The organism is Mycolicibacterium sp. TUM20985, assembly GCF_030295745.1.
GTDB lineage: Bacteria > Actinomycetota > Actinomycetes > Mycobacteriales > Mycobacteriaceae > Mycobacterium.
Window position 1 is genome coordinate 4,136,612 of sequence record NZ_AP027291.1, and the last position, 24,228, is coordinate 4,160,839.

The window sequence follows — 24,228 nt, forward strand, 5'->3', positions numbered from 1 at the left end:
CGTGACGACGGTCACGGCCCGCCCCCCGAGGCGGTGCGATGGTCCACGCAGTTGGCAAGACTCCGCGGAGAGGTGACGGCGACCCAGGGGTGCAGGCGATCACCGATCTGTGGTGCGTGGAACCTGAGGCCGCATTCCACTTTTCGTGAACGCCGCCATCTACCGGATCCGGAGTCCGGATTCCGTACCGTCCTCATCCCTCGCGCTCAGCCTCGCGAGTATCCGCTGGGCGACGACGCGACGATCGGTGCGTGCGCGTGCGGCCTCTGCGTCGAGATGCCCCAGGGCTTGCTCCGGGCTGTAGCCGCGCCCGATGAGAACCCCGATCGCCTGGTTGACGAGGGTCGCCGCACGGAGCGGATTCCCCGACACCGCCCCGGTAGGGATGGCGAGGTGCTGGTCCATGGTGAAGTCGCTTGGCGGGCTCTTCGTCAGCCACGCTAGATCAGCGGCAAGATCGACGAACGCCCCGGGCACGCCGGCGTAGAGAGTCACGGTGACGGCAAGTCGACCTGTGCGCCCACCGACACCCGGAACGTCCACGTGCAGCGATGCCTGGGCATCCCCCGCGGTAACCCCGTCGGCGAGGACGGTGAATGCAAGCGGGGGGTCACTTCCCGCCACGAGTACGCTCAATCCCAGGTAGCTGGTGACCGCAGCCGCGGCACTTAGGGTCAGCCAGCGCAGACTGTTCGCGACGTCCGCGTCCGGATCATCAAGGGCCGCAGTGAGGATTTCGAGCTCGGCATCCAGGGCCGCAGTCTTCGACATGAGGTACGTGCTCCGCTGGGCGCTCCCGAGCGCGGTCGAGCTTCCGAGGCCACACAGAGCGAGTCGCCCTGCACGGTGGGACGAGCCGGGACGTAGGTCAGGGCCTGCGTCGTTGTGCTCCCCGTGGATCAACCTACGCGCCCCCACGGCCCGATGGCAGCTCGGCCGTACTTCGACGTCGCTCGGCGGGGATGTTCAGGTCGGGTTGTGTCGCGCCGGAGCTCGACGCACGGCTTGGTCGACGATGCGTTGGGCGACCTCGGCCAGTTTGCGATGTTCGCTCTGGCTCATGGCCCGCAGTTCGTCGAAGGCATCCTCGGCGCTGCGCCCGGTACGGCCGCGGAGCAAGCCGATCGCTTGGTCGATTACCGGTCGCGTCGACAGCGCGTTCTGCAGTTGGGTCGCCAAAGCCATTGCTTGCGAAAGGATTTGAGCATTGTGTACCGCTACCGCCGCGGGTCTGGCGAAGAGTTCCCCGAGGTGTGCGGCGTGATCGTCGAAGACGTCCTTCGCACGGGCATACACGTTGATCCCGCCGATCACCTTGTCCGGCAGCATCAGCGGCAGCGACAAAGCACTGTGCACCCCCATCCTGCCCACGCGGGGACCGAACCGCGGCCACATCTTCTCCCCACCAAGGGAACCTGACCGCACCGTGCGGCGCTCCAGCGCTGCGGTGATGCACGGGCCCTCGTTGAGCGTGACGTACTGCACGCGGTCGATCTCGGCGACGAACGGCGCGCTGGCCGCGAGCTCTTCGACGATGTTGTCGGTCCTGTCGAGCCGCAACAACGTCACCCCGGCGCCGTCGGCACCCGGAATCGCACGCACCGCGAAGCCAGCGACTTCGCCGAGTAGTTCCGGCAACCCCAGGCTGCCCGCTACCAGACCTCCGAGCGCACCGATGCCGGCCTGAAGGTCGGCGGCGTCGGTGTCGAACTGCTCGGGAGTCATTGCTTCGGGTGCCGTGCGGGGCGCATCTTCGGTAGATCCCGTCATCGCCGCCACCTGTGCTCACCGTCCCGCCGAAGACCGGCGCCGTCCCAGGGACGCACCCGCCACCGGATCACCTTCATCCTAGGGGTATCGGGTGGGCGGTCCGTAGACGTGCGCCGATATCACCATATCGAGAACGTTCCAACGGGTGTAGCGTCGCCGTCTGGCTGAGAAACTCAGCTAGTCCGGAAATGGGTTGCGCCGTCCGCCGCGGAATCCGAGGGGCATTGGCCCCGAATCCCGGCATTCCGGTGATCATCGGCACCTCTGGACCACCATGACGACTTCCCCAACCCGCGTGCGCACCTCCGTCTGCAGCACCGGCAAGACGGCCGCCACGGCACCGATACCCGACTGCCGGCGACTGCTGCCTGGCGACGATTTCGCAGCTGGGCCTACGGAGCGCTCCGGAATCAGGAAGACGAGTCGTCGATTGCGGTCGTCGATTGCCGTCGTCCGTGCCTACGGTGAGATCGACGCCTCCAGTGCGGACTCCGCGACTCGCTACGCGCTGAGGCAAAGTGAGGGCTGTCGAGGTGTCATCCTCGATCTACGCGGAGTGCAATTCTTCGCGACCGAGGGCTTCTCGTCGCTACTCCGCATCTCGGTGAACTGCGCTCGACGCGGAGCGGTCTGGGCCGTCGTACCGGGCCCCTTCGCTTCCCGGGTACTTCAAAACTTGTGATCCGGAGAGCTCGTTACCTCGGGCAGACACCGTCATCGCTACATTGCGAACGTGCACGGATCAGCTGCGCCGCCGCCCGCAGCTCATCGCGTCCGTGACGGATCCTGGACGATGACCCGGCCGAAGCCTGGGCCCTTCAACGCGACGAGGCGGCCACCCATGGTGCTCGCCAACCTAGCGGAGTGCGCCCACTTGAGTCCATGGGACGACCTCTCCATCGAACGCGGCGAGCTGACACCGTCGTTGGAAGTCGAGCGCGCCGCGGTGGCCGAGCAGAACCAGCAGGTCCTCGATGCGCTCTCCGGCTGATCGGCTGCCGCGACCGGACGCGCCGAAAGCACAAGTATCCATCGACTTCTGAAGAGGGGCCTTCGTGCCCCGCTGGCCATTGCCCACAATCGATAGCGTCGTAGTCACCCAAGTCGCCCATGCACGGATCTCGAAACCGGAGCACCAATGAACCCAAAGCCTACGGCTCCAGTGGTCGTCGGTATCGACGGGTCCGCATCGGCGATACGCGCGGCCGAGTGGGCGGTCGACGAGGCCGTCAGCCGTGATTCAGCACTGCGCCTGATCCACGTCATCGAACCCGGATCCGAAGCCGTCCGTCTCGAAACCGAGTATGCCGAAACAGCTCTGCGGACAGCCCGCGCCGCGGTGGACGCGATCGAAAAGCGGTTGGCAGTAGAGACGATCATTCTGCGCGGACACATCGACAGCGTGCTCGTTGAAGAGTCACGGCACGCGGAGATGATCTGCGTCGGGTCTTTTGGCCTCGGATACCCCACTGGGAAGCTACTCGGCTCTGTGGCCGCCTTCCTGGCGAAATCCGCGCACTGCCCAGTCACCGTCGTCCGCACTCCGAACGTTCGCTGGCCCGACGGCAGATGGGATCGGCGAATCGCGGGGTGGCAGCGCCGCTATCCCGATGTAGACGTTGACTCCGTCGCCGTACGCACGAGCCTCGCCGAGACAGACCTGACCGTCCCCCTGGCGATCGCCGACACGACGTGTGGCGACGCAGCCAGGCGACTCGTTGGCCCGGGTCGAACCCTCGACAACTCATCCAGACGGGAGACCGCCGTCAGATGACGCGGCACGGTCATCGCCGCATGTCGGTGAGGTACACGACCACATCGTCGTCCAGGCGTCGGTGCGCAGCGGTCAGTTAGCCCAATCACCACGATCATCGAGAGGACCGATCAATGACGTCGAATCTGAGTAGTCATCATCGACTGACGATCGACAGCATCTTCACGCACCCGGCGGGGGCGAACGTCGAGTGGCAGCGAGTGCTCTCACTGCTCGAAAACATCGGTAGCGTAACCAAACAACACAACGGGAAGTTCGCCGTGACGCTAGGACCGGAGACCGAAGTCTTCGAGGCCCCGCGAGGCAAGGACGTGAACCAGCAGTTGGTGGTCGATCTGCGCCGAATGCTCACACAGGCAGGGTTCGCACCCAGCGGCGAAGCGCCGCTCACCGACACCCGTCAGCGTGACCATGGAGACGGGCAGTGGGGAGCACCCGACTAACACCCGACCGGCCGCACCCTTCCTCAGGGGCATCTTCGCGGTGAACGATGACCGACGATCGGCGTCGGCACGTCCACCGGGGTGTAGCGTCAGCGATGTTGAGACTCTCAACTAGTCCGGAATGAGGGCAGCCGTCCGCCGCCGCCCTCGCAGAGCATTCGCTCGCTACCGCACGCTTCGGTGACCACCCAGACCGGGATCACCATGCTCACTCCAACGTCCGCACTCGCTCGCACCTACACCCGCGTCGAATCCAGTGCGGTCAACGCGACCATGGTGGCGATCGCGTGCGAACCCGTGGCAGCACCGGGGAACTGAAGAGACGCCGTGCCAACCATTCATCCGCAAGAGAAGGCCGACACCACGATCCCGCTCGCGGCGAACCCCTTGGAGCCATCAATGGTGATGGCCGGGCGGGACGTGCTACGCCGACTGGCGAATGACCTCGGAGCGCACCACGACGGCGACGGAACACCCGTGCGCCGCCCGTTGTCGCACCTGCACCTGACGGAACTCTTGCTCGAGATTCAGGATCGGGTAGATCAAATCGTGAGGGGCCGGGACCGCCTCGATGGTTTGGTCGAGGCGATGCTGGTCGTCACCTCCGGACTGGACCTCGACGCGACGCTGCGGGCAATCGTGCACACGGCAATGAAATTGGTGGACGCCCGATACGGGGCGTTGGGAGTGCGGGGGGACGACCACGAGCTCACCGAGTTCATCTACGAGGGCATCAACGAGGAAACGCGTCATCTGATCGGCCGACTGCCAGAGGGCCACGGAGTGCTCGGGGTGCTCATCGACGACCCCGTCCCCATCAGGTTGGACGACATCGCCCAACACCCAGCCTCGGTCGGATTTCCGCCCAATCACCCGCCCATGGGCAGCTTCCTCGGCGTGCCCGCCGGATTCGCGACGAGGTTTACGGAAACCTCTACCTCACCGAGAAGGTCACCGGGCAACCCTTCACGGAAGATGACGAGGTGCTGGCCCGAGCACTCGCCGCGGCGGCAGGTATCGCCATCGACAACGCGCGCCTCTACGAACAGGCCCAGGCCCGTCGGGCTTGGATCGAAGCGACTCGCGACATCGGGACGGAACTGCTCTCCGGGACCGATCCGTCCCGCGTCTACCGGCTGATCGCCGACGAAGCACTCAAGTTGACTGGCGCAGAGGTGATCCTGGTCGCCGCTCCGTTCGACGGTGATATACCCATCGCGGACGTCATCGAGCTAATCGTCATTGAAACCGCAGGCGCACAGATGAACTCGGGCCAAGTCCGATCCGTTCTCATGAACACCACTATTGGGTACGCCTGTGCCCAGCGCAGCCCGAAGCGTCTCACGACGATGGCCACCGCGGTCGACGGCATCGACAGCGCAGGACCCGCGCTCGTCCTACCGCTATGCAGCGCGGATACCGTGGCCGGAGTCGTGATCGCGTTGCGACCTAAGGGCGCGCCGCCGTTCAGCAAGGTTGAACTCGACATGATGGCTGCCTTCACGGACCAGGCAACGCTCGCGTGGCAGCTCGCGACCACGCAACGTCGGATGCGGGAACTCGACGTTTTCAGCGATCGCGACCGGATCGCCCGAGACCTTCATGACCACGTGATCCAACGACTGTTCGCCGTTGGGCTCGCCCTGCAGGGAACGATCCCTCGGGCACGAACTCACGAAGTGCAGCAACGAGTCTCGGACAGTGTCGACGACCTCCAAGGCATCATCCAGGACATCCGCACCGCGATCTTCGACTTGCATGGAGGTGCATCCGGGACCACCCGACTTCGTCAACGCCTCGACGCGGCCATAGCGCAGTTCGCTTGCGCGGACATCCGCACCACGGTTCAGGCATTGGGGCCGCTATCCGTCGTGGAGTCAGTGCTTGCCGACCACGCCGAAGCCGTGATGCGCGAAGCGGTGAGCAACGCAATACGCCATTCCGGAGCGTCCGTATTAGCGATAACGGTCAGGGTTGACGACGAACTCTCCATCGAAGTCGTCGATGACGGGCACGGTATCACCGGGGTCCCAGGAAACGGCCTACGTAACCTCCTCGCCCGCGCGCAGCAAGCAGATGGTGAATTCACGGTCACGGACGCGCCGAGCGGCGGCACTGTGCTTCGCTGGTCGGCACCGCTGACCCGAGTCGATGACGGAGCCGTCCACTGACGCGGGCGCCACGGGGGTCATAGCCCGTCGATCGTTCCGGCACCAGCGATACGACGAGCGCCGGAAGCGTGGTGGTGGCGTTCGCGGTGAACGTCCTAGTAGCCGCGGCCAAGACCGTCGCTGCTGCACTCACTGCATCGGCGGAAGAGGGTCAAGGCATCAGCAGCACTGCGATGCCGGTGCCCGTCGAGGCCTGCCCCACCCAAGCGAATTGACCCTCGACGTCAACAGTCCGCGGCTATCGCAAAGCGAGCGGTCACACGACCAAAGGGGGGTTCCTCATCGAATCCCTCCGCCGTCCCCGTCGTTCTGATGATGCCATTGTCGAAGGTAGCGTCAGCAGCCCCAAGGTTGTCGGCCGCGAAGACTCCGGTGAAACCACCCATGTCGGTGATGCGAACGAGAAGCGGGACCACGGCTTCACCCGTCCTGATCTGAGCGGTGAAGCCTGGCGACTGGCCGACAGTCTCGATCTGCCAAACCCACTGCTGCTGGCGACACGAGATCGGGAACGGCGCGCCTACGTCCTTGCCGTCGATCGTGATCCGCGCCGTCCTCGTACCGAGTGCCGATGCCCCGTTGGCGCATGCAGCGGTCGCCAGCACCGCTGCCATTGCCAGCGCACCCGCGGCTATGTTCGCACCCCGCCGCTTTCTCTGGCTCGCCGCCTCCGGCTTGCCGCATTCTTTAAGCGCTGTCCAGTCTTTCGCGTTCATGCTGATGACTACCCATAACGCCGGGCCTTGATACCCCGGCGGCAAGCACGCCTTTGGACCGTCACCGGCGTATCAACCGCTGCGCGCCAGGGAACGTATTCCATCTGGACTCGAAGACTCATGGCTCTTGTCGGTGCAGTCGCCATGCTGGTCGGCACTGAGCTCACCGTATACCCGCCGGGCCGGTGAGGAATTTCGTGCTGAACGCGAATGACGTTCTCCTTGAGTAAGACTCGAACCGTTGGCGTATCGTCAACGGTGATGGAACGCCGACTTCTTCCTTCACACAAAGACGGAGTTCTGTCCACCGACTGGCTTGGGAAGTGATGCCGTGGATGGTCTTGAAATGGCCACGGCCGAGCGCACGGACCTAGCTGATCTTCTGGCGACTCTCACGCCCGGCCAGTGGGAGGCGCCGTCGCTCTGTGAGGGCTGGCGGGTACGGGACGTGGTCGCTCACGTCATGAGCTTCGACGGGGTCAGTATTCTTGGCATGTTTCGCCGCGCCGTCCGGGGCCGGATCCTCCACACCAACCAGGTGGGTGTTGACGAACTCGCATCCCTCACAACCGAACAGCTCCTTCACGAGCTGCGGGCTGATCTGAGGCCACAGGGGCTGGCCACTCTTCTCGGAGGCCGACTCGCCCTGCTCGACGTCACCATCCATCATCAGGACATCCGCCGTCCGCTGGGTATGCCTCGCCAGATCCCGGCTGAACGGCTGCGTTGGGTCCTGGGGGCCAGCTTGTGCAGCCCCGAACTGCCGGCGTGGCGCCTCGCCCGCGGTATCCGCCTGACCCCGACCGACCTGGACTGGACTCACGGCTCGGGACCGGAGGTCACAGGACCGGCAGAAGCCGTGCTGATGGCGATCACCGGCCGGCGAAGTGCCATCGCGGAGCTAGCCGGCCCAGGGCAGCCGGTGCTGGCCGGCCGGCTCGCCCGCTGAGCCCAGTCGGGCGGCAATCGCGCGTGGGGAATCGCAGGTACGTCTAGGTAGACGGGGTGGAAGAAAGAGTCGTGCCGCGCCTGGGCCGGCCAGTCACCGGACGAGCACGTGAATCTCGCGTCGGTACCGATCCCTCTGCAGTGCGGGTACCAACGGCGCGAAGTCCACGACGATGGTCTTCGTTTGGAAGAGGTCGTGGGCCGCGGCGTAGGACTGCGCCCGTGCCGTGTCGGGGAAGGACATGATTCGCACCGTATCGGTCACCACCGCTTGGCTGCACCCGACGGTCACGCATTCGCGCGCCGTGGTGTCCAGCGCACGAGGAACGGGCAGGCCGGCCCGTCCCAAGGCATCCACTACACCACTTGCACTCAGCGTGCCGAGCTCCCCTCCTCGAGTCAGGTTGGCAGGCACTGTATTCGGATCAACCGCGACCGACGAAGCCGGCGGCGGGTAGCCCGGCAGGGGACTCGAACAACTGCTGACGAGAACCGCCATTACCGCAACCCCTGCGAGCATCGGTCGCGACGTCGGCGCCATACGCCGCCCGGGGCTGGTAGACGCCGGCAGTGCGTCGAACACCGATACTTCGTGCTCAGCCAAGGAAGCCGTCGCCTCCCTGCCGAGCGGCCGGTTCTCCACCCGCCCGCGTGAAGGCGGTCAGCGCGCGAACCAACCCGCGTCGCTCGACATCGGGCATGTTCGCGACGATCTCGGCGAGTACTCGACGCCGCCCAGCGGTGACCCCGTCGACCACCTCACGGCCCCGGTCGGTGAGGTCCACGACCAGTTCCCGTCGGGACGCCGGGTTGGGTCGTCGATCGATGAGTTCGGCGCCGACGAGTCGCTCGACCATCCTGCCCGTGGTGGATGGCTGCACGCCGAGCAGGCCCGCGAGGGTCGCAAGGTTGATGGGCCCCCGGGTGGACAGGATCACCAAGGTGCGGAACTGGGCGATGGTCAGCGTCTCATCGTTCTCGGCGATAGAACGCGCCGAGATGGCGACGAGGAGCCGCGATGCCGTCAACAGGGCGTCGGTGATGGCATCCGCCGACTCGTGCGTGTCGAGTCCACTACCTGTCGGCATTTGCCCTCCTTCATCCGAACCTGCCCGCAAGAGGGAGCTTATGAGCAACTGTTGCATAATGCAATCGTGCACAGTCCTCGTGCCGGTCGCGCCCCCGAGCGAAATGGAACCGACTCCGATCCCAACGAGCGCCTTGCCGCGCTGCGGCGTAGACGCTCCGTCGACCGAGGATGGTGACGACATCGGCTTGATGGATCTCATCGCAGCCCTCGTCGGCCGGATGCTGAGAACCCGGTGGCTTGTCCGCGCACCGGTAGTCCTGTACCGCCTCAGGCTTGGTTGGCTATTCGGCCAGCGGATGCTGCTGATGCAGCACCGCGGCAGACACAGTGGAATTGCCCGCTACGTCGTGCTCGAGGTGGTCGAGCACCCGCGATCCGATCGTTATGTCATCGTGTCCGGGTTCGGCGAGGCAGCGCAGTGGTACCGGAACGTGCTCAACGATCCGCGCGTCCGCATCAGCGTCGGACGACGCCGCGACGCTCCCGCAGTGGCACGGTCGCTCGCTCCGGACGACGCAGAAGCGGTGTTGTCCCGTTACGCGGAGCATCACCCCACGGCATGGCGCCGGTTGCGCCACGTGCTGGAGTTGGCAAGGGACATCGAGAACCCCGCATTGCCGATGTTCGCCCTCGACGTGGACGAGCATCGTGCCGAACATCAGGAGAAGTGACGAATGAGTGCCATCCTTGCCCCAGTGCGCGACACGGTCCGCACCCAGTTATGGCCGTTGCCCGTCGCAGGCATCGTCCTGGCCGTCGTGGCTGCAGTGGCGTTGCCCCACCTGGACGCGCGCGTGGACGATCAGCTGCCCGCGTGGTTGTCCACCCTACTGTTCGGAGGTGACGCCGGTGCGGCGCGGACCTTGCTGGACGCCATCTCGAGTTCGCTCATCACCGTGACATCGCTGACGTTCTCGCTGACCGTCGTCACCCTCCAGTTGGCCAGTAGCCAGTTCTCGCCGCGGCTGCTGCGCACGTTCACCAGCGACGTCTTCGTCCAGGCCACGCTCGCGGTCTTCCTGTCGACGTTCACCTACTCGCTGACGGTCTTGCGCGCGATCCGCAGCACCGACACCGGCGCCGGATTCGTACCTCGCATATCAGTCACGGTCGCGTTCCTTCTCGGGCTCGTCAGCGTCCTTGGCTTGGTGCTGTTCCTGGCCCATCTCGCCCGCCAGATCCGGGTGGAGACGATGCTGCGCGAGGTTCATGACGACACCAACGCCACGTTGCGCAGCGCCACCGCCCCCCTCGCCGACGCGGTACCGCAACCGCCGCTGCCCTCGCCGCCCGCGAATGGGTCGGTCCTCATGGCCCCGTCGTCCGGGTTTCTGACCCACATCAACAATGGCAAATTGCTGGCAGCCGCAACGGAAGTCGATGCTTGCCTGATCATCGACCGCCATCCCGGGGATTCCCTCGTGGAAGGCGTGCCGATCGGTGTCGCCTGGAGGGCCGACGGCGATCTCGACACCGATGCCGTCGGTCGACTCCAGGCCGCGATCCACAACGCCATCGGAATCGGCTACGAGCGCACTGGAGCTCAGGACGTGGGCTACGGGCTGCGCCAGCTCACCGACGTGGCGAACAAGGCCCTCTCGCCCGGAATCAACGATCCGACGACGGCGGTCCACGCGCTGGGCCACGTCTCGGCCATCCTCTGCCAGCTTGCCCACCGCGACCTCCGTCCGGTCGTTCTGCGCGACCGCGACGACGCGGCCCGGGTATTCCTTCGTCGGCCCGGCCTCGATGAGATCGTCGACGCGGCGATCAGCCAACCGCGCCGCTACGGCTCCACGGACCCGCAGGTAATGAAACGCCTGTTCAGCCTGCTCGCGGAGCTCAGCTGGCATCTCGACGACCACACCATGGTCCGTGAGCAGCTCGACCGAACGCGCCAGACCGTCCGGCGGGCGGACTTCGATGAGACCGAGCGACGTCAATTGGAGATCGCCGCCGCCAGCGTCGAGCGGGCGATCGCCCACCGCGTCGAGTAGAGCGCACCATGACCGCCGTGCTGCACGCCAGCTGCCGACCTCAACTGGCTCCGGATCAGCACGCGGCGCACGCCGCTCGTGGCTCACGTATTGGCGTTCGGCTCGTTGTACCAGATCAGCGTCTCGCTGTCGGGATTGGCCACTCGCACCGCCTCTGACCTGCGTCCAAAAAGTGGAGCTAAGGGGATTCGAACCCCTGACCCCCACACTGCCAGTGTGGTGCGCTACCAACTGCGCCATAGCCCCTCAAGTCGTGCTGGTCGACGGTACACCAACCACCACACGCGGTTCAAAACCGGTGGTCAGGGCACGTCGCCACCGGTGTCCGGGCCGAGCGGCCGGGCGGGCGTGTGCTCCGAACCGGCCCGTGGCCTGGTCTCGGGCGCGAAGATCCAGAAGACCGCCGCGGCCAGCAGGATGCCGCCGCTGATGGCGAACGCGGCCCCGTAGGACAGATGCTGGGCGATCTGCCCCACCGCCAATGAGCCCAGGATCGCGCCGAAGTCAGAGGTCATCTGGAAGGCCGCCACGGCCGTGCCGCCGCGGGCCTTGCTGCCGACGATGTCGGCCACCGCCGCCTGCTGCGGTGCGATGAAGATGCCCGTCGCCGCTCCCGTGACGAACGCCGCCACCAGGAACAGCGGCAGCGATGTCGTAAAACCCACCGCCACGGTCGTCGCCGCGGCCACCGGCAATCCGATCAACAGCGGAATGCGCCTACCGACCCGGTCGGACAGGTAACCGCTCAGGATCACCACTGACACATTCCCGATCGCGAACGTCGCGAGCGCCAGCCCGGCGATTCCCGCCCCGCGGTGCAGCACCTCCACTACGAACAGCGGGACCAGCGCGACCCGCAACCCGAACGCCGACCACCCCGTCGCGAAGTTCGACGCCAGCGCCGCCCGGTAGGCCCGGTTGCGCAACGCTGTCCGCACGCTCAGCGCCGGCTCGCTCTGCTCGTCGGGTGCCGCTAGTGACGAACTGCGCAGCACGACCAGCACCACGGCCGCCGCGATCAGCAGCGCGACTCCGTAGATGATGAACGGCATCGACAGCCCGAACCCGACCGTCAGGCTGCCCAGCACCGGCCCGCCCACCGACCCGACGAGGAAGGCCGACGTGAACATCCCCGACACCCGGCCGCGCGCGTTGGCCGGTGAGATCCTGATCATCAGGCCCAGCGACGACACGGTGAACATCGCCGACCCGAGACCGCCGAGGGATCTGAACGCCAGCAGCTGCCAGTAGGTCTGCGCGAACGCACACGCCCCCGTGGACAGAGCGACGATCAGCAGTCCCGAGACGTAGACCCGCCGTTCCCCGAGCTTCTGCACGAGCAGGCCGGCAGGTGGCGCGCCTACCAAACGCATCACCGCAAACGCCGTGATGACGAAGGTGGCCGCGCTGATGCTGACGCCGAAGTTGCGGGCGTACTGCGGCAGGACCGGCGCGACCACCCCGTACCCGAGGGCGACGATCACGTTGCAGAAGATCAGTACCCAGACTTCGCTGGGCAGCTTGTCCTTCGGGGGCGTTCTACAGTCTGCCTCCGCGTCGGTACTCACTCAATCGACCCTATTGGATGACGGAGTTGACCACGTCCTTGGCCGCCCGCTGCACCTCGGCCAGGTGCTCCGCACCCTTGAACGACTCGGCGTAGATCTTGTAGACGTCCTCGGTGCCGGACGGCCGGGCCGCGAACCACGCGTTCTCCGTGGTCACCTTCAGCCCGCCCAGCGGTGCCCCATTGCCCGGCGCGGTCGTGAGCTTCGCGGTGATGGGCTCGCCCGCCAGCTCCGTCGCGCTCACCTGCTCGGGTGACAGCTTGGCCAGCCGCGCCTTCTGATCCCGGTTCGCCGGGGCGTCGATGCGCGCATAGGTCGGCGCACCGTACGTCTCGGCGAGTTCGGCGTATCGCTGCGACGGCGTCGACCCGGTGACCGCAAGGATCTCCGAGGCCAACAGGGCCAGGATGATGCCGTCCTTGTCCGTGGTCCACACCGACCCGTCCTTGCGCAGGAACGACGCACCCGCACTCTCCTCCCCGCCGAAACCTATTGTGCCGCTGATTAATCCGTCGACGAACCACTTGAACCCGACGGGCACCTCGACCAGTTTGCGGCCGAGGCCGGCCACCACCCGGTCGATGATCGACGAGCTCACCGCCGTCTTGCCGACCGCGGTCGTGCCCGGCCAGTCCGGCCGGTGCGAGTACAGGTAGTCGATCGCAACCGCCAGATAGTGATTCGGGTTCATGAGTCCGCCGTCGGGGGTGACGATGCCGTGCCGGTCGGAGTCGGTGTCGTTACCGGTGGCGATCTGGTAGTCGCCAATGTTGCCGATCAGCGATGCCATGGCGTTGGGCGAGCTGCAGTCCATCCGGATCTTGCCGTCGGTGTCGAGGGTCATGAACCGAAAGGTGGCGTCGACGAACGGGTTGACGACGACGAGGTTGAGTTTGTGCCGCTCGGCGATGGCTCCCCAGTAGTCCACGCTGGCGCCGCCCAATGGATCGGCGCCGATTCTGATCTCCTCGGCACGGATGGCATGGATGTCGACGACGTTGGGCAGGTCGTCGATGTAGGCGTTGAGGTAGTCGTGGCGCTCGGCGGTCTGAAGGGCCTGCGCGAGCGGGATCCGCTTCACGTCGGCCAACCCGCCGCGCAGGATGTCGTTGGCGCGCTTGGCAATCACGCTCGTCGCGTCGGTGTCCGCGGGCCCGCCGTTGGGCGGGTTGTACTTGAAGCCACCGTCGCGCGGCGGGTTGTGCGACGGGGTGACGACGATGCCATCGGCCAGATCGCTGTCGCGGCCCCGGTTGAATTGCAGGATCGCGTGGCTGACCACGGGCGTCGGGGTGAACCGGTCGGCACCGTCGATCATCGCCACGACGTCGTTGGCGGCCAGTACTTCGAGCGCCGACACCCACGCGGGTTCGGACAGGGCGTGCGTGTCGCGGCCGATGAACAACGGTCCGGTCGTGCCCTGAGCCGCCCGGTACTCGACGATGGCCTGCGTCGTGGCGAGGATGTGCGCCTCGTTGAACGCGGTGTCGAGGCTGGACCCGCGATGCCCCGACGTTCCGAACGCGACCTGCTGGTCGACGTTCTCCGGGTCCGGCACCAGGCTGTAATACGCCGTCACCACCTGGGCCACGTCGATCAGGTCTTCGGGGAGCGCTAATTGTCCGGCACGGGGGTTGGCAGCCATGAAGCTCATTGTTCCCCTTCAGCGGGTGTCGCATGCACCCGTCGCCGAGAATTCAGATCCGGTCATCTGGCGGGCTCCGGCACGAGCAGGACCGGCCGGCCATGCTTGCGCGTCAACTGGTGGGACACGGACTGCCCCGCGAGCGTGTCGATGAACGAGTGCATGCCGCCGCGCGGCGCACCGACGACGATCATCAGCGCGCCGACCTGCTCGGCGAGGTCGGCAAGGACATCCGACGGCCGCCCGTGAAGGGCATGGTAGGTCCACCCGGACCCCAGTTCCTCGAGGATTGCGCGGGCGCCGGAAGCGTGCGCCTCGACCGTCTGGTGGAACTGTTCTTCCCAGTCCCAGGCGTCCGGATCGATCGGCAGATCGTTGGCGTCGGCGATGTGGACGACGTGCACGTGCGCGTCCAGGTGCCGAGCGAGACCGACCGCGAACCGCAAGGCCGCAGTGCTCGCGAGTTGGCCATCCCACCCCATCACCAATTGCGCTGCAACGTCATTCATGTCGCGCTACCTCCCTCACTCCTAGAGCACCGCGACCGCGGCGAGCCCGCCCGCGCAGGCGGCCACGGACAGGACCAGCGAACCGATCGCGTTGAGCAGGGCCAGCATTCGCTTGTTCTGCTGCACCAACCGGACGGTCTCGAAACTAGCCGTGCTGAACGTCGTGTACCCGCCGCAGAAGCCGGTTCCGAGCACGGTCTGCCACGCGGCCGGCTGGCCGTGAAAGAGCACCAGGCCCGCCAGCATTCCGAGCACCAGTGATCCCGTGACGTTGATGGTTACGGTCGCCAACGGGAACGGAGACCGCCAGTGTCGCTTGATCGACGAATCGAAGAGGAACCGGGTGACGGCGCCGATGGCCCCGGCGACGAGGGTGAGGATCACGATCATGCGCGCGCCCTCCGACGGTGGACGCTCGACGCGACCACGATGCCGAGCCACGCGGCGACGACACCGCCCACGACGCTGAGACCGCCGTAGCCGATCGCTGTGCCGACGTGTCCGTGCCGACCCAGGAGGACGGCCTCCAGAGCAAGGGTGCTGTACGTGGTGAAGGCCCCACAGCCGCCGGTGGCTGCACAGAGACGGGCGCGCTGGCGCCACCCCGAGTCGTCACCGAGCCTCGCCAGCCCCTCCAAGAGGGCACCCAGGACGAATGCGCCAACGAGGTTGATGAGAAAGGTTCCCCACGGCCACGCCGAGCCGTCGTGCGGCAGGAGTTCTTCCACTGCGTATCGCAATGCGGTGCCAACGATGCCTCCCGCGAACACCCACCCCAGCGCCGACGGCCGCAGATGCAGCGGGCGACTCGGTGCCGAGGAGACGTCGGGATCGGTGGGCAACTCGACGTGGGAGTCGTCACCTGAACGATTCATTGGGTCTACCTACTCATCTGATCGACGGTAGGAACTATCAGCCATCTGGGCGGTTCGAGCAACGGCGGCTCGGGCGAGATCCATCACCACTGCAGGAGACCCTACCGCCTGCCGGAGGCCGAACTCAGACGGTGTCAACTCAGGACGGGCAGCCACCGGGCGGCGAGATCAGCCACCCAGTCCGCGGCCGCGGCGGCGTCGTCGGGCGGACCCTCGACGAGGACCAGCTCGTCGATGCCGAGGTCGACGAGTTCGGCGGCGTCGGACGGATGCGGATCGCGCAGCGCCACCGCCAGACGCAGGGTGGCGGCGTTGCGGCCGCGTTCCTCGCACCACGCTCGGATCTTCGCAACGTGCTCGGCCGCGGCCGCCGGTCCCTCGACGTTGAATCCGTACCAGCCGTCCCCCCATTCGGCGACCCGTCGCAGAGCGGCGTCGCTGTTGCCGCCGAGCACGATCGGAATACCAGCGGCACGAACGGGTTTCGGGTTGACCCGCACCGACTCGAACCCGACGAACTCGCCGCCGAAGGACGCGACGTCGTCGCGCCACAGCGTCCGGATCGCCGCGACGTACTCCGCGGTGCGTGCGGATCGTCGCTCGAACGGCACGCCCAGCGCCTCGAACTCCTCGCGCGACCAGCCCACACCGATTCCCATCGTGAACCGCCCACCCGAGAGCGTGTCGAGCGTCGCCGCCTGCTTGGCCACGAGGACCGGATTGTGTTCGGGAAGCAGCAGCACCCCCGTCGCGATACCGATGGTCGACGTCGCCGCCGCGACGAAGCTGAGCCCGATCATCGGATCCAGCCAATCCGCTGCCGACGGAACGGCGATCTGGCCGTCAGCGGAGTACGGATAGCGCGACGCCGATTCGTCGACCATGACCACGTGCTCGCCCGACCACAGCGTGGCGAACCCCGCGTGCTCGGCGGCAATGGCCACCGAGTCGATCACGTCCCGCTTGGCGCCCGCTCCGATGCCGAGCGCGTGGAGGCCCAGTCTCATCGCGCCATGCTCTCACGCACCGATGAGCAGGGCCCCCGTCCACACCAGGGCGATCACCTTGACGAGTTCGAGCCCGACATAGGCGAAGTGGGCCCGAGAACGCCGTCCAGCCTCACCGACGAGGACCGCATTTGCGGGGGTGGCGCCATCGGGGGCGTCACCCTCGAGCACGGCGGCGGTCCGCCGGGCCAGCAGCGGACGGACCGCGATGGTCTGCGTCAACAGGGCGCCCACCGCCACGCACACGGCGATGTTGAGCGCGGCCGACGTCTCGTGGGTGAAGAGCGCGACGGCGATCACCAAGACGAACACGTACTCGAAGACGTTCAGCGCACGGAACACCAATCGTCCGATGCCGAGTCCGACCTTCAGCGTGACGCCCGGTGCGCGAAACTTCAGTGGCGCCTCGACGAACGAAATGGCCAGCACCATGCCAAGCCACACGAATACCGCGGCGACCGCCAATCTCGTACTCGAATCCACCGCCGCAGCCTACGACGGGGATGCGATCGTGAACGCATGCATGGTGATACCCGCGATCGCGTGGCCGAGCTAGTGCGGTGGCAGGAGGCCGGCGCCACCTGGCAGGTGGTGGGGCAGTCGGCGCAAGGCATGACGATCGCCCTGATGCGGTGCGACGGCGGCGAGGAGGTCGACCGGTTCACCTCCGACGATCCGCACCTTCTGGCGTTCGTCGAGAGGAGCCGATCGGATGCGGACTGACGACCGTCGACGGACTACGTGCCTGCTGGCGGCCCTCGTGCTGCTGACGGGCTGCACTCCGGCCGCCCAGACACCGAGAGTGACGACGCCGGAGACCCCGTCCACGCCGGCGGCCACGAGCCCGATGGTCACCACCACGGCGCCGACTCCGACGGCGCGGACGGTGAACTGGTTCGACCTCGACATTGGCGACTGTCTGACCGACCCGCCGCCGGTGGATCCCACCGTGATCATCGTCGCCGTCGTCGACTGCGCGACCCCCCATCGGGCCGAGGTATTCCAGCGTGCGCCAATGGCGGTCAACACCGCGATCGCCGACGTCGTCGACCGCACCTGCGCGCAGGGTTTCGCGGAGTACACCGGCCGCTCGGCAAATGACGGTACCTACTCGTCGACGTACCTCATCGACTCCAATCAGAACCGGACGTCGTCCAATCCCGAGCCGAGCACGGTCATCTGTCTGCTCGAGGCACCGGGTGGCGGGTTGCTGACGCAGTCCGCCCGCCGGTGAGCGCTACGCCGACTCCTCGACCTCCGGTGGCGCCTCGACCAATAGCGACATGCCATGGTGGCGCGGCATTTCCACCGCGAAGCTGTGCAGATCGTCGACCGTACCGACGGTCTTGCCGGTGAACATGTCCATCACGTGACTCCCCGGCGGCAGGTGTTCGGATCGCACGGTGCCCGCGATGTCCTCGTTGGCGAAGTTCAGGATCGTGAGCTGGTGTTGGGTCGGATCCTCGAGCTGGTGCACCAGCACCAGCATCCCCTTCTGCGACACCTCGGGGATGTCGACCTGCCGACTGGTGGCGATGCCGTAGTGCGAGCGCACCCGCAGGATCGCCTGCAACTGGCGCAGAAAACTGGTGTCGTCGTCGAGCTGCTCGGGGATGGAGCCGTAGAGGCTGCGGCCGCGCGGCATGCCCGCCATCGACCGAGTCGCGCCTTCGTTGACGCCCATGAGGTCATGGCCGGCGCGGTGGATCCACCGGGTGTCGCCGCCTCGCATCAGTTCGGCGACGTCGCTGGACGGCAACGTCAACATGCCGCACATGTCCCAGCCCGACAGTGCGAACACGCCGGGCTGCAGCGCGTTGAACATCGCCAGCAGCAGATGGGCCCGGCGGATCGGGTCGATGTCGACGATGTCGTCGAGGTCGGCGATACCCAACGCCGCGGCGACGACGGTCGCGGTGGTCGACGCGATGCCATTGGTGGTGAACACCAGGTTGTACGGCGCGTTCGGTCCGGTGAGCTGGTTCAGCATGTCTTGGCGGACCGACTCGCCCAGTTCCTCGCCGGTGACTTCCTCGCCCTTGTAGGTGTAGACGTCATCGCGGTGGCCGGTGGACCAGTGCACCAGTTCGTAGGTCAACTCGTCGTGGTTCTGCAGGGCGTGGATGAGCGACGCGGGATCGACCCCGAGTTCGTTGGAGGTCCGCAGCGTCAGCCGCAGGAACTCGGAGTCACCGGTGGCCAACGCGTGCTGGTAGGCGGGCCGGTTGATGAAGTCGTAGGACAGGTCCGCGCCGGCTTCGCCGATCTCGCGGATGTCGTCGATGGTGAGGTTCAGCTCCTGGAAGGTGAACCCACCGACCTTGCGCACCATGCTGGCGATGAGGTGGTTGGCCGCTTCCGACAGCGGGTGGCCCTCCGACCAGGCGGGGCTGCCCTCGGCGGCACTCTTCTCCACCCCGAGGAACCCGTTGGCGTCCAAGCGCAGCGCCCCGGTGCCCATGTCGGTCAGCGAGTGCAGCGCGTCGCCCATCACCATGCGCATGCCGGCGAAGCTTGGGTCCAGCCAGTTGATCGAGGGTTGGCCGTCCTTGAAGTAGTGCAGATAGACCCACCGGCGTTCGACGCCGTCGACCCCTACGACGGGACGCGTGACGCTCCAGTTGGTCTCCTTGACGCCCTCGGCGTAGAAGATCACCCGCTGCAGCCGGCCGATGATGTACCCGGCCTTGTCCAGCCACTCCTCGGTGGCGGCGTCGATGTTGACCGAGTCCACCCCGGGCGGGGTGGCGGGCAGCTCGTGCCAATCCCGCGGGTCGATCTCGACCATGTGATAGATGCCGGGGTAGTCCGCGTACTTCATCTCGGCGAGGCGGAAGTCCGCGCCCTTGCCGGTGTGCCCGGGCACGACGTCGTCGATGATGGTACCGCCGTACCAGTTCGCGGTCGCGCACATCTTCCGGAACTCGTCCTCGGTGCCGAAGGCCGGATCGATCTGCGTGCTGATCCGGTCGAAGTGCCCGTCGACGCTCGGCGTGTACTCCCATCCCGAGATGCCTCCCGCCCGCTTCACCGGACCGGTGTGAATGCCCTCGATGCCGATCTCCGAGAACGCCTTCCACATCGCCTCGTCGGCCATCGCCGTCAGGAAGGACTCGTCGGGCCGGGTGATCAGCGAGAGCGGGTAGGCCGTGAACCACACCGACGCCGTGGAGACCGCGGCCCGCGGGTTGGGATTGGCGAACGGGTTCTGCCACATCGAACCCTGGCCGGAGAACTGGGCGCTGATCTGGTTGGCGTCGCTCAACATCGACTCCGACAACAGCCACGACACATACGCCGGGTTGTCGGCGGTCGGCGGACCGTCCTGCGCCAACGACCGCCGCGCGAACGGAGCCTTCACCCGCGGCCGGAAGCGCAAGGTGCCAGGCCGGGCGGGGTGCAGATGTTCGTCGTAGGTGATCTCGGTGGGTTCGCGCGCCTGATCGTCGCTGGCCGTGTCCGTCATCTAATCCTCACCACTCGTTGCTGCCTGTCCAGACGCCTGCTCGCGGCCCGCCGTCCGCGACGTATAGCCACTGACGGAATCTTGAAACTCGGGGCGCGCCACTCTTGGGGCCCCACCAATGTATGCGGGCCCGACGACTGCGGCGCCGCGACCGGGTGGGCGTGCAACGATCGATCGGTGAAGGAGTTCCTCGAGTTCCTCGGTGCGCAGTCACCGTACGACCGGCTCGACGACGACGACCTCCACCGCCTCGCCGCGTCGGTCGAGGTGGAGTACTTCGTGTCGGGCTCGGTGATCGTCGAGGCCGACGCGGCACCGCTGGATTGTCTCTACGTCGTGCGGGTCGGCGCGGTCGAGGTCGTCGACCGTGGGCGGGTCACCGACGTCCTCGGTGCCGGCGAGACGTTCGGCCACATCTCGGTGTTGTCCGGGCTGCCGCCCCCCCTGCAGGTCCGAGCCGCCGAGGACACCCTGTGTTACCGGCTGCCCGATCCTCGGACGCTCCTGAGGCACCCCGACCGGCTGCGCTTCGCCCATTACGGCGGCCTGGTGGCGCGTGAGCGGCTGATCGACTCCGGCGGTTCGTTCACCCGGCTGGAACGTCCGATCGGCGAGGTGGCGCACCCGATCACCTGGTGTGATGGCGACGACTCCGTCCGCACGGTCGCCGCCCTCATGACCAGCGCGGGCCGGTCCTGTGCGCTGTTTCAGCGGCGCGGGCAGATCGGCATCGTCACCGACGACGACTTCCGCCGTCGCGTCGCGACCGGCGAGGTGGGCGTCGACGCGCCCGTCTCCACGATCGCCAGCACCCCGGCGATCGCCATGAGCACCGACCGCACCGTGAGCACCGCGTACCTGTTCATGGTCGAGCACGGCATCCATCACCTCGTCGTCGTCGACGCCGTCGGCACCGCGGTGGGCGTGGTGCGGGTCGTCGACATGGCGGCCACGGAGGTGCGCAATCCGCTCGTGATCCGCTCTGCGGTGGCGTCGGCCACCACCATGGACGAACTCGTCGAAGCGTGCCGTCTACTGACCCCCACCACGGTCGAACTCTGGGACGCCGGCCTGCCGGTCGAACACCTCGGCGCGCTGCTGTCGGCGATGGTCGAATCGATCTTCCGCAAGGTCATCGACCTGCACACGACGACATCCCCGTTCACCGAACTCGATTGCTCCTGGATGCTGATGGGCTCCCTCGGCCGCCGCGAGCCCCTGCCCAACTCCGATGTCGACACCGCTTTGGCCTGGGCGGTGACCGGCGACACCGTCTTCACCCGCGAGCAGGTCGCCGCGGCCACCGCACCCCTGATCACGGCGCTCACCCGCTGCGGTCTCGCGCCATGTCCGCAGGGCCTCAACGCGTCGGCACCACTGTTCAACCGGTCGCAGCGGCAATGGCGTGACGTCGCCGACGTCTGGCGTGCCCATCCCGACAACGTCGACTACCTGCTGATGGCCTCGACGGTGCTGGATGCCCGGCCCATCACCCGCCCGGTACTGATCCAACCGCTGCGCACCGCGCTGGTCGGCGGCATCGGCCGCGACGCGTTCACGCGAGCGCTGAGTCGCTTCTCCATGAACGACCGCCCGCCCAGCGGCTTCGTCCGGGGATTCGTCGTGGAGCACTTCGGTGAGCAGAAGAACCACCTCAACCTCAAGAAGTCCGGTCTGCGTCCGGTGGCGTCGCTGGCTCGCGCACTGGCCCAGCGCACCGGCGACCCCACCGGTACCACCCCCCAGCGGCTCGACAGAGCCCATCGCAGCGGCCTGCTCACCGCCGATGAGGCCGACGCCCTCTCCGGTGCGTTCAGCCTGTGTTACCACCTGGTGTTCGACAGTCAGGTGGCCGCGATCAAGGAAGGCACACCCGTGGAGTCGGCCATCGATCCCAACCGGCTCGACCCCCTCGAACGGCGACACCTTCGCAGCGCGTTCCGGACGGTCAGCGGCATCCAGGACCGGTTGAGCCGCAAGTGGTTCGGCTACGAGGGCATATGACGCCGATGATCGACTGGGCCCGCGGAGTCGCCAGCCGTCGGCCACGGCGGACGTCCGCCGCCGACGTGGACTGGCGGACCGACACCTTCATCGTGATCGACCTCGAGACCACCGGTCTCGATCCCCGACGCGACCACATCGTGTCCTTCGGCGCGGTGCCGATCCGCGACGGCAGGGTCAAGACGGCCGATTCGGTGTACGGGCTCGTCCACGTGCCGGGCATCGTCCCCCCGAGCTCGACCAAGTTCCACAACCTGCGGACCCAGGACCTCGAAGCCGCCCCGCCCCTGACGGATTGCGTGGCGACCCTCGACGAGCTGATCGCCGGCCATTCCGTCGTCGCACACTGCGCCTGGATCGAAAGATCGTTCCTGCGCAGGGCCTTTCGCCGCTCTTACCGGACGTTCGACAGCCCGATCGTCGACACCGCCGTCCTGGCCCGCCGCGTCCTGGACGTCGACCTCGGACCCGATCAGGCGGTGTCTTTGGAGTACGCCGCCAATGCCCTCGGGCTCCCGGTGCACTCCCCGCACCACGCGCTCGGCGATGCGGTCACCACCGCCGGCCTCTTCATCGCACTGGCCGCTCAGCTCGAGCGCGGCACGTCGCTGACCACCGCCAACCTGATCGCCATGTCGGAAGGACGCCCATGACGACGACCCCCGAGGTCTTCGGAACCAATCCCCGCACCGGCGAGCCACTGGCGCCGGTCACCCGCGAAACGACCGAGGCCGAGGTGGCCGCGGTCGCTGCGGCCGCGGCCGAGGCGGCGCCGGGATTCGCCCGCCTCGACCGCGGCGCCCGCGCCGAGATCCTGCACGGCATCGCCGACGGCATCGACGCTCGCCGCGCAGACCTGATTGAGATCGCCGCGGCGGAAACCGGATTCGGCGTGACCAAGCTCGACGGCGAGATCAACCGCGCCGCGTTCCAGTTCCGGTTCTTCGCCGACGTGATCGGCGAGGGCAGCTATCTGGAGGCGATCCTGGATTCGGCGGGTGACACCCCGATGGGCCCGCGCCCCGACCTGCGCCGGATGCTTCACCCGATCGGCCCCGTCGCGGTGTTTGGATCGAGCAACTTTCCCTTTGCGTTCTCCGTCCTCGGTGGCGACACCGCCTCGGCACTGGCCGCCGGCTGCCCCGTGATCGTCAAGGCGCACCCGTCGCACCCGGCCACCTCACGGCTCTCCTTCGACCTCCTCGCGGCCGCGCTCGCCGACAGTCCGGCGCCCCGTGACGTCCTCGGGATCGTCTTCGGCACGTCCGCCGGCGCCGTGCTGGTCGCGCAGCCCGCCGTGAAGGCCGTCGGGTTCACCGGATCGCTGCGTGGCGGCAAGGCGCTGCTCGACATCATCGACACGCGCGACGAACCGATCCCCTTCTACGGCGAGCTGAGCAGTCTCAACCCCGTGGTCGTCACCCAAGGCGCCGCCGCCGAGCGGGCCGAGGAGATCGGCGCAGGACTCGTCGCATCGTTCACCGTCGGCTCGGGCCAGATGTGCACGAAGCCCGGTTTCGTCCTCGTGCCCGACGGCGCCGACGGGGACCGACTGGTAACGGCCGTACACGCCGGACTGGACACGTCATCGGGGCACGTCCTCCTCAACGAGGGCATCTACCGCACGTTTTCCGACGAGACGGCGGCCCTGCGGCAGCGGACCGATGTGACGAGCCACGCCGCTCCCGCTGCCGACGGCGGGGGTTTCACCGCCACGCCCATTGTGGTCGAGACCGCGCTCGACGGGCTGGACCCCGAACTGGTCCACGAAGTGTTCGGGCCGCTCACCATCATCGCCAGGTACCGGGTCGATTCGGTGATTGCCTCGGCGACAACGGTATTCGAGACCTTCCCGCCGTCTCTGACCGCGACCGTGCACTATGCCGATTCCGATGCCGATGCCGATGGGACCCTTCAGGCGCTGACGGACCTGGCGGCCGCCCGGGCTGGACGCGTGATCTACAACGGGTTCCCCACCGGTGTCACGGTGTCGTGGGCCCAGCATCACGGCGGTCCGTGGCCGTCCACGAACTCACTGCACACCTCCGTCGGAGCCACTGCGATCAGGCGTTTCCTGCGGCCAATCACTTACCAGAACGCACCGCAGCGGGTCCTTCCGCCGGAACTGCGCGACGGTTACGACGACATCCCCCGGCGTCTCGACGGCAGGTTGCGCGCCACCGGGGCGTGAGCACCGTACTGTGTCCCCGAATGACGTCGGGGGACGGGCTCTAGACCGAGCCAA

Annotated in this window: 26 protein-coding genes, 1 tRNA gene, 1 pseudogene and 1 riboswitch; of the genes and pseudogenes, 14 read left to right on the forward strand and 14 right to left on the reverse strand. The window is 67.0% G+C overall.

The annotated features are described in order from the left end of the window. Positions 1–159: 159 nt before the first annotated feature. Positions 160–771, reverse strand: coding sequence for a hypothetical protein (locus tag QUE68_RS20315; protein ID WP_284235447.1), 612 nt, complete (start codon positions 769–771; stop codon positions 160–162). Between the two features lie 195 nt (positions 772–966). Then, positions 967–1,770 carry a GAF and ANTAR domain-containing protein gene (locus tag QUE68_RS20320; RefSeq protein ID WP_284235445.1) on the reverse strand — a complete coding sequence of 268 codons (804 nt, stop codon included), beginning with the start codon at positions 1,768–1,770 and terminating at the stop codon, positions 967–969. Between the two features lie 274 nt (positions 1,771–2,044). Between QUE68_RS20320 and QUE68_RS29535 the strand changes: the two genes are divergently transcribed. The 6 genes and pseudogenes from QUE68_RS29535 (at position 2,045) to QUE68_RS20345 (ending at position 6,158) form a co-directional block, all read left to right on the forward strand. After that, on the forward strand, positions 2,045–2,452 hold the full coding sequence (locus QUE68_RS29535; protein WP_349816908.1) for an STAS domain-containing protein: 408 nt from the start codon (positions 2,045–2,047) through the stop codon (positions 2,450–2,452). Positions 2,453–2,563: 111 nt separating this feature from the next. After that, positions 2,564–2,761, forward strand: coding sequence for a hypothetical protein (locus QUE68_RS20325; protein ID WP_286274302.1), 198 nt, complete (start codon positions 2,564–2,566; stop codon positions 2,759–2,761). A 147-nt stretch (positions 2,762–2,908) separates the two neighbouring features. Beyond that, positions 2,909–3,544, forward strand: coding sequence for a universal stress protein (locus QUE68_RS20330; RefSeq protein ID WP_286274303.1), 636 nt, complete (start codon positions 2,909–2,911; stop codon positions 3,542–3,544). A 113-nt stretch (positions 3,545–3,657) separates the two neighbouring features. Beyond that, positions 3,658–3,987 carry a hypothetical protein gene (locus QUE68_RS20335; RefSeq protein WP_284235439.1) on the forward strand — a complete coding sequence of 110 codons (330 nt, stop codon included), beginning with the start codon at positions 3,658–3,660 and terminating at the stop codon, positions 3,985–3,987. A 180-nt stretch (positions 3,988–4,167) separates the two neighbouring features. After that, positions 4,168–4,305: a hypothetical protein gene (locus tag QUE68_RS20340; RefSeq protein ID WP_284235438.1), complete on the forward strand. Its 138-nt coding sequence runs from the start codon at positions 4,168–4,170 to the stop codon at positions 4,303–4,305. Positions 4,306–4,392: 87 nt separating this feature from the next. Then, positions 4,393–6,158: pseudogene (locus QUE68_RS20345) on the forward strand (GAF domain-containing sensor histidine kinase). Between the two features lie 224 nt (positions 6,159–6,382). Here the strand turns inward: QUE68_RS20345 and QUE68_RS20350 are convergent. Then, entirely contained in the window at positions 6,383–6,874 is a 492-nt protein-coding gene (locus QUE68_RS20350; protein WP_284235437.1) for a lipoprotein LpqH, read from the reverse strand. A gap of 346 nt (positions 6,875–7,220) precedes the next feature. Between QUE68_RS20350 and QUE68_RS20355 the strand changes: the two genes are divergently transcribed. Then, a complete protein-coding gene (locus QUE68_RS20355) occupies positions 7,221–7,823 on the forward strand; it encodes a maleylpyruvate isomerase family mycothiol-dependent enzyme (protein ID WP_284235435.1) in 603 nt (200 codons plus the stop codon). A 93-nt stretch (positions 7,824–7,916) separates the two neighbouring features. On the opposite strand, the gene QUE68_RS20360 is transcribed toward QUE68_RS20355, so the two are convergent. Then, the gene (locus tag QUE68_RS20360) at positions 7,917–8,066 is read right to left on the reverse strand and encodes a hypothetical protein (protein WP_284235434.1); all 150 of its coding nucleotides are present in this window, start codon (positions 8,064–8,066) and stop codon (positions 7,917–7,919) included. 352 nt (positions 8,067–8,418) lie between these two features. After that, positions 8,419–8,910, reverse strand: a complete 492-nt coding sequence (locus QUE68_RS20365) for a MarR family winged helix-turn-helix transcriptional regulator (protein WP_284235432.1) — start codon at positions 8,908–8,910, stop codon at positions 8,419–8,421. 190 nt (positions 8,911–9,100) lie between these two features. On the opposite strand from QUE68_RS20365, the gene QUE68_RS20370 reads away from it, so the two are divergent. Both QUE68_RS20370 and QUE68_RS20375 read left to right on the forward strand, forming a co-directional pair. Next, positions 9,101–9,583 (forward strand): nitroreductase family deazaflavin-dependent oxidoreductase, encoded by a 483-nt coding sequence (locus QUE68_RS20370; RefSeq protein WP_284235431.1) that lies wholly within the window; start codon positions 9,101–9,103, stop codon positions 9,581–9,583. A gap of 3 nt (positions 9,584–9,586) precedes the next feature. Then, complete coding sequence (locus QUE68_RS20375; protein WP_284235430.1) at positions 9,587–10,909, forward strand: DUF2254 domain-containing protein; 1,323 nt, start codon at positions 9,587–9,589, stop codon at positions 10,907–10,909. Positions 10,910–11,082: 173 nt separating this feature from the next. Here the strand turns inward: QUE68_RS20375 and QUE68_RS20380 are convergent. The 8 genes from QUE68_RS20380 to QUE68_RS20415 all read right to left on the reverse strand — a co-directional run bounded on the left by QUE68_RS20380 (position 11,083) and on the right by QUE68_RS20415 (position 16,996). Then, positions 11,083–11,155: transfer RNA gene (locus QUE68_RS20380), tRNA-Ala, on the reverse strand. Between the two features lie 56 nt (positions 11,156–11,211). Beyond that, positions 11,212–12,477: an MFS transporter gene (locus QUE68_RS20385; protein ID WP_284228034.1), complete on the reverse strand. Its 1,266-nt coding sequence runs from the start codon at positions 12,475–12,477 to the stop codon at positions 11,212–11,214. 10 nt (positions 12,478–12,487) lie between these two features. Continuing rightward, positions 12,488–14,122 (reverse strand): phosphoglucomutase (alpha-D-glucose-1,6-bisphosphate-dependent), encoded by a 1,635-nt coding sequence (gene pgm, locus QUE68_RS20390; protein WP_286274304.1) that lies wholly within the window; start codon positions 14,120–14,122, stop codon positions 12,488–12,490. 62 nt (positions 14,123–14,184) lie between these two features. Beyond that, positions 14,185–14,631 carry a universal stress protein gene (locus tag QUE68_RS20395; RefSeq protein ID WP_286274305.1) on the reverse strand — a complete coding sequence of 149 codons (447 nt, stop codon included), beginning with the start codon at positions 14,629–14,631 and terminating at the stop codon, positions 14,185–14,187. Positions 14,632–14,652: 21 nt separating this feature from the next. After that, complete coding sequence (crcB, locus tag QUE68_RS20400; protein ID WP_284228037.1) at positions 14,653–15,021, reverse strand: fluoride efflux transporter CrcB; 369 nt, start codon at positions 15,019–15,021, stop codon at positions 14,653–14,655. Further along, positions 15,018–15,506, reverse strand: coding sequence for a fluoride efflux transporter FluC (locus QUE68_RS20405; protein ID WP_284228038.1), 489 nt, complete (start codon positions 15,504–15,506; stop codon positions 15,018–15,020). Before QUE68_RS20405 ends, crcB begins: the two co-directional genes overlap by 4 nt. Before the next feature lie 21 nt (positions 15,507–15,527). Continuing rightward, positions 15,528–15,603: riboswitch (Fluoride riboswitch) on the reverse strand. A 37-nt stretch (positions 15,604–15,640) separates the two neighbouring features. Further along, complete coding sequence (locus QUE68_RS20410) at positions 15,641–16,513, reverse strand: LLM class F420-dependent oxidoreductase (RefSeq protein WP_286274306.1); 873 nt, start codon at positions 16,511–16,513, stop codon at positions 15,641–15,643. A 12-nt stretch (positions 16,514–16,525) separates the two neighbouring features. Beyond that, complete coding sequence (locus QUE68_RS20415; protein WP_284228040.1) at positions 16,526–16,996, reverse strand: hypothetical protein; 471 nt, start codon at positions 16,994–16,996, stop codon at positions 16,526–16,528. 36 nt (positions 16,997–17,032) lie between these two features. Between QUE68_RS20415 and QUE68_RS20420 the strand changes: the two genes are divergently transcribed. Both QUE68_RS20420 and QUE68_RS20425 read left to right on the forward strand, forming a co-directional pair. After that, positions 17,033–17,236: a hypothetical protein gene (locus QUE68_RS20420; protein WP_284228042.1), complete on the forward strand. Its 204-nt coding sequence runs from the start codon at positions 17,033–17,035 to the stop codon at positions 17,234–17,236. Beyond that, on the forward strand, positions 17,226–17,747 hold the full coding sequence (locus QUE68_RS20425) for a hypothetical protein (RefSeq protein ID WP_286274307.1): 522 nt from the start codon (positions 17,226–17,228) through the stop codon (positions 17,745–17,747). The genes QUE68_RS20420 and QUE68_RS20425 overlap by 11 nt, the downstream gene beginning before the upstream one ends. 3 nt (positions 17,748–17,750) lie before the next feature. Here the strand turns inward: QUE68_RS20425 and treS are convergent, their stop codons facing one another. Further along, entirely contained in the window at positions 17,751–19,979 is a 2,229-nt protein-coding gene (gene treS, locus QUE68_RS20430) for a maltose alpha-D-glucosyltransferase (protein WP_286274308.1), read from the reverse strand. Between the two features lie 177 nt (positions 19,980–20,156). Between treS and QUE68_RS20435 the strand changes: the two genes are divergently transcribed. From QUE68_RS20435 to QUE68_RS20445, 3 genes are read left to right on the forward strand one after another with little or no spacing between them, the layout of a single operon-like run. Further along, positions 20,157–21,983, forward strand: a complete 1,827-nt coding sequence (locus QUE68_RS20435; RefSeq protein ID WP_284228047.1) for a putative nucleotidyltransferase substrate binding domain-containing protein — start codon at positions 20,157–20,159, stop codon at positions 21,981–21,983. Beyond that, positions 21,980–22,636, forward strand: coding sequence for a 3'-5' exonuclease (locus QUE68_RS20440; protein ID WP_286274309.1), 657 nt, complete (start codon positions 21,980–21,982; stop codon positions 22,634–22,636). The genes QUE68_RS20435 and QUE68_RS20440 overlap by 4 nt, the downstream gene beginning before the upstream one ends. Then, positions 22,633–24,174: an aldehyde dehydrogenase (NADP(+)) gene (locus tag QUE68_RS20445; RefSeq protein WP_286274310.1), complete on the forward strand. Its 1,542-nt coding sequence runs from the start codon at positions 22,633–22,635 to the stop codon at positions 24,172–24,174. Before QUE68_RS20440 ends, QUE68_RS20445 begins: the two co-directional genes overlap by 4 nt. Positions 24,175–24,228 lie beyond the last annotated feature (54 nt).

Excerpts from the sequence above, each read along its gene's own strand:
- QUE68_RS20315 (WP_284235447.1), bottom strand. The coding sequence starts at position 771 with ATGTCGAAGACTGCGGCCCTGGATGCCGAGCTCGAAATCCTCACTGCG.
- QUE68_RS20320 (WP_284235445.1), bottom strand. The coding sequence starts at position 1,770 with ATGACGGGATCTACCGAAGATGCGCCCCGCACGGCACCCGAAGCAATG.
- QUE68_RS29535 (WP_349816908.1), top strand. The coding sequence starts at position 2,045 with ATGACGACTTCCCCAACCCGCGTGCGCACCTCCGTCTGCAGCACCGGC.
- QUE68_RS20325 (WP_286274302.1), top strand. The coding sequence starts at position 2,564 with ATGACCCGGCCGAAGCCTGGGCCCTTCAACGCGACGAGGCGGCCACCC.
- QUE68_RS20330 (WP_286274303.1), top strand. The coding sequence starts at position 2,909 with ATGAACCCAAAGCCTACGGCTCCAGTGGTCGTCGGTATCGACGGGTCC.
- QUE68_RS20335 (WP_284235439.1), top strand. The coding sequence starts at position 3,658 with ATGACGTCGAATCTGAGTAGTCATCATCGACTGACGATCGACAGCATC.
- QUE68_RS20350 (WP_284235437.1), bottom strand. The coding sequence starts at position 6,874 with ATGAACGCGAAAGACTGGACAGCGCTTAAAGAATGCGGCAAGCCGGAG.
- QUE68_RS20355 (WP_284235435.1), top strand. The coding sequence starts at position 7,221 with ATGGCCACGGCCGAGCGCACGGACCTAGCTGATCTTCTGGCGACTCTC.
- QUE68_RS20360 (WP_284235434.1), bottom strand. The coding sequence starts at position 8,066 with ATGTCCTTCCCCGACACGGCACGGGCGCAGTCCTACGCCGCGGCCCAC.
- QUE68_RS20365 (WP_284235432.1), bottom strand. The coding sequence starts at position 8,910 with ATGCCGACAGGTAGTGGACTCGACACGCACGAGTCGGCGGATGCCATC.
- QUE68_RS20370 (WP_284235431.1), top strand. The coding sequence starts at position 9,101 with ATGGATCTCATCGCAGCCCTCGTCGGCCGGATGCTGAGAACCCGGTGG.
- QUE68_RS20375 (WP_284235430.1), top strand. The coding sequence starts at position 9,587 with ATGAGTGCCATCCTTGCCCCAGTGCGCGACACGGTCCGCACCCAGTTA.
- pgm (WP_286274304.1), bottom strand. The coding sequence starts at position 14,122 with ATGGCTGCCAACCCCCGTGCCGGACAATTAGCGCTCCCCGAAGACCTG.
- QUE68_RS20395 (WP_286274305.1), bottom strand. The coding sequence starts at position 14,631 with ATGAATGACGTTGCAGCGCAATTGGTGATGGGGTGGGATGGCCAACTC.
- crcB (WP_284228037.1), bottom strand. The coding sequence starts at position 15,021 with ATGATCGTGATCCTCACCCTCGTCGCCGGGGCCATCGGCGCCGTCACC.
- QUE68_RS20405 (WP_284228038.1), bottom strand. The coding sequence starts at position 15,506 with ATGAATCGTTCAGGTGACGACTCCCACGTCGAGTTGCCCACCGATCCC.
- QUE68_RS20410 (WP_286274306.1), bottom strand. The coding sequence starts at position 16,513 with ATGAGACTGGGCCTCCACGCGCTCGGCATCGGAGCGGGCGCCAAGCGG.
- QUE68_RS20420 (WP_284228042.1), top strand. The coding sequence starts at position 17,033 with ATGCATGGTGATACCCGCGATCGCGTGGCCGAGCTAGTGCGGTGGCAG.
- QUE68_RS20425 (WP_286274307.1), top strand. The coding sequence starts at position 17,226 with ATGCGGACTGACGACCGTCGACGGACTACGTGCCTGCTGGCGGCCCTC.
- treS (WP_286274308.1), bottom strand. The coding sequence starts at position 19,979 with ATGACGGACACGGCCAGCGACGATCAGGCGCGCGAACCCACCGAGATC.
- QUE68_RS20440 (WP_286274309.1), top strand. The coding sequence starts at position 21,980 with ATGACGCCGATGATCGACTGGGCCCGCGGAGTCGCCAGCCGTCGGCCA.
- QUE68_RS20445 (WP_286274310.1), top strand. The coding sequence starts at position 22,633 with ATGACGACGACCCCCGAGGTCTTCGGAACCAATCCCCGCACCGGCGAG.